General features: G+C 30.3%; 2 protein-coding genes. One reads left to right on the forward strand and one right to left on the reverse strand.

Annotated elements, in window-relative coordinates; genetic code table 11:
- Positions 1-1,241, forward strand: a 1,241-nt coding sequence (locus AC6CIF_RS31785) for a PLP-dependent aminotransferase family protein (RefSeq protein ID WP_498202749.1), incomplete at its 5' end; no start/stop codon positions are given.
- 264 nt (positions 1,242-1,505) lie between these two features.
- Here the strand turns inward: AC6CIF_RS31785 and AC6CIF_RS31790 are convergent.
- Positions 1,506-3,833 (reverse strand): tetratricopeptide repeat protein (locus tag AC6CIF_RS31790; RefSeq protein WP_498202750.1); only part of this gene is annotated, 2,328 nt, incomplete at its 5' end.

Below are 3,833 nucleotides of genomic sequence, written 5' to 3' on the forward strand. Positions count from 1 at the left end.
TTATTGTGTTAAATACAGTTTTAAATTATGTGAAATTCAAAAAAAATGAAGATGATTATTTAGCAAAAAAAAGGCTCACATTGCCCTTGTGTGCCGCAGAAAATAGGATGTCACCTTTTGCTAAAATACCTTTACAACAAGATTATCAAGAAAGATACATTATGAACGGGGTTAATTCATTTCGCTCTGAGGATAATTTTATTGGAAGTGAACATTTATATGAAATTTATCAGCTAATAAATACACAATGTTCTAAATTATTTGCATCTAAATATGCTGATGCTAGAACCTTATCAGGTATGAATTGTGTTACCTCAATTTTGATGTCCCTTACTAATATAGGAGATAAAATCATGCTTTCCACTAGTTCGTCAGGTGGGCATCCTTCAATGGAACATGTATGTAAAAGATTAGGTTTAGAAATCATTGATATGCCATATAACTATGAAGAATTTGATTTAGATTATGAAAAAATCTACAAAACTTTAATTGAGGAAGACATAAAATATTTGTTATATGCGCCATCGGATATTATAAAGGTTCCAGATTACAATAAATTAAAACTTCCTTCTCATACTTTATTTTTATATGATGCTAGCCAAACCCTTGGGTTAATCGCGGGGAAACAATTAGCCAATCCACTTGAAAATCCAATAAATTGTGTGCTATTTGGTGGAACACACAAAACACTTCCAGGTCCGGCCAATGGTTTGATAATGACTAATAATGAAGAAATAGCAAAAGAACTTGACGAAAATATAAGTCCTAAATATCTTAGGAATACTCAAATGCACCAAGTAGTAAGTTTACTTTATACTTTATTTGAGATGGAAATATTCGGAGAGGAATATGCTAAAAAAACTATAGAATATTCAAAAGGATTAGGTATAGCACTTGCAGAGTACGGTCTTGATATTCCTCTTCTCAACAAAATTCCAACTAATACTCATCAAGTATTTTTAAGAACAAGTAAAGATGCTATGAATACTTTTTTCAGTAATGCTTTTAAAAATAATGTTACTCTTAATAAGAAAAATAAAAAGCTATTTAATGAGTACGGTATAAGGCTAGGTACTCAAGAAATAGCAAGACTTGCATGGCAAGAAGATCCTATAGATCAGATAGCAAAAATAGTACATAGTTTACAATTTACCAATCTAAATACTCAAAAATTAATTGCAGATTTGAGAATACCAGATTCCTTAAATTATACTTTTAGTACCCCTTCCACGAACTTATAAAAAATTTTAACTGAAACCCCTATAAAGAAGGACTTCCCTTTCCCAATGTTCCCCATATCACTTTATAAATATAACGTGGTATGGGGGCCACTATGAAACTCGTTTATATGCAGGTGTTACAAAGTGACTTGGATGTAGACAAATACCATCGTCCCGAATACGACTCCTCTAGTTTGGCGAGATTACGAAACAATAGTATAGCTAACGCGTCCTTAACCCGTGCCTGCCTCCAAGAATATTATAATTGGAACAGGAACTTAGTTATTAAAATAATGGGAGAATTCTGCTGTAAAAGCTAGGTCCGTTTGCATTTAAAATATCGAGCATCTCTACTACATGTTGTTTTCCAAGTTCAAAACAAACATCTTCATCCTCATTTCGACAAAGTTCAAAGCAGTGTTCCAGTAATTTAAATTGTTCCTCTTTGGACTTTGTAAAATAATGTGTGTTAGATTCAAATTCAACCGAGAGTATACCTAAATTGCTATAAAGCTCAATGTTTTTATCTCCATTTATAAGGGAGGCATCTAGGCTCTTTTTGAAGTATTCAATTGATTGTTTGAAATCTTTCTTACGTCTTAGCAATTCTCCTTTTTCAAATAATAAATTAAATTGTAGACGTTCACTTTTCTTTTCATATATTTTTATCGTTTCATCTATTAACTTTATAGCATTATCAAAGTTTCCTTTCATTCCCTGTTCTATAGCTTTGTATTTATTGGTTGATAAATCAGCTACAGAGTTTTCCTCCTCAATTAAGGCATCAATATGATCGAAACTAAATGGATGTTTTTCGTTTCTATAAAAGAAAATGTTATTGAGTTCGTTCATACATTTAATATATATTGCTTTTGTTTGTACAGTGTCGAATTCACAAATGGTTATAGAATTCTCATAGTAATCTATTGCTTGATCTAAATTACCGATATGACGATAACAATGTGCTATACCCCAATAACATTTTGATTTGTAATACAATGATTCTTTTACATTTTTTGATTCACTCATGATTTTAAAATGTTCTATAGCCTTTGTGTATTGATTTTGTAAATGAAATAAATTACCCAACAAAAAAATTACATCGAAGTTTTCTGATGTTACGGTTTCAGGCCTCAATACATAATAGTTTGTATTAGTTTTAATTTCTTCTGTAGCTTCCTTATATGCGCCATAACCAATTAATGCATCTGCAACAAAGTAAATGAGTTTTTCATAAAATGAACCTCCATCAATTTCTTCAATCTGTTCTTTCAGCTGAGGTACATTCCTTAAAAGGTAACTGATTCTTAGTGTAGCTGTATAATTTTTAGAATCACTATTCTTTTTTAGAGTATCTAATATTTGAATCAGTTTTGCATCTGTTTTCATAGGTTGAATGAATTCATGGACAATTTCATTTTCAACCATAAGTTGCATCTGTTGTACTAAATTCAGTACTCTGGTTTGATTTAATTGAACAGACTGAAACTCCTTATTAATCGCTGGTAGTAGCAAAGATTCAGTAACAGAGTATGACGAGTTTCTATTTTTTCTAATTAATCCTACTGATTCTAATTTATCAAATTGATCTGTTATCACAGGTTTATGGGGACCATTAAGTAATCCCAACATACTAATGAAAACCTCATTTTTTGATACGCATAAAGATAATATTTGTTTAAACGTTGTTTTCTCATCTTCAGTTATGTAATTGTAAAATAACTCAGTGATATCATTCAAATTTTTATAATTGATCTCGAAACATTCTTCTTTGTTATACTTATCTGCAATCAAACTAAGCATTTGAATATTTCCCGCCGTTAAAGCAAACAATTTATCATATTCGTTTTCATCTAGTGAAATGTTTCTCTTATTTAAATATTCAACCATGTATCCTTTTTCGAAGTTGTGTATACTGGAAATTTTAAACACATTGTTGTTAGACTGTTTTTTTTCCAATAAACCAGAATAAAATAGCATAAAAGTACATTCACTGTTTGTATTTAGTTTTTTCAGTCCATTGGTAATTTCGTGCCACAGATCGCAAAATTTATTTTGTTCATTATAATTCTTTATATCATCAAAAATAAAAAGAGTTTTCTTCTTCTTTCGAATTTTTTCAATGATAAAATGTGCTGCGCTAGTAACATTAATGTCTGAATTTTCATTAATTGATAGCATTTCAAAGATATTTTTAACTGCCGTCTGATAAGTGTTTTCATTTTCACATTTTATGAAAAAAGCTTGTACATTTTTTTCTTTTTTATATCCAACTGAACTAATAAAATTCTCCTCATCTTTAGTTTGGCAATTATAATTAACGGCCATATTAATTAATTTAGCAAACTCGGTTTTCCCCACTCCTGGTGAGCCAAATATTTGAAACATTCGCCCTTCATAAGAATGTTGTAATGCTTCAAAAATCTCTTCTGATATTGCGATCCTGTCCGTAAAGTATGCAATATTGGGTTTTACATTAGAAATGAGACTTTTTTTCTTTTTTTTCCTCCTTATATATTCAGTTATTGCTGCTAAGATTGAAATTGAAGTACCAAGAATAGTGACAATTTTCTCCCAAGAATCTAAATTCCAGAAACTGCTTCCAGACATAAC

The sequence above is a fragment of the Paenibacillus sp. GQ49 genome (assembly GCF_059759055.1).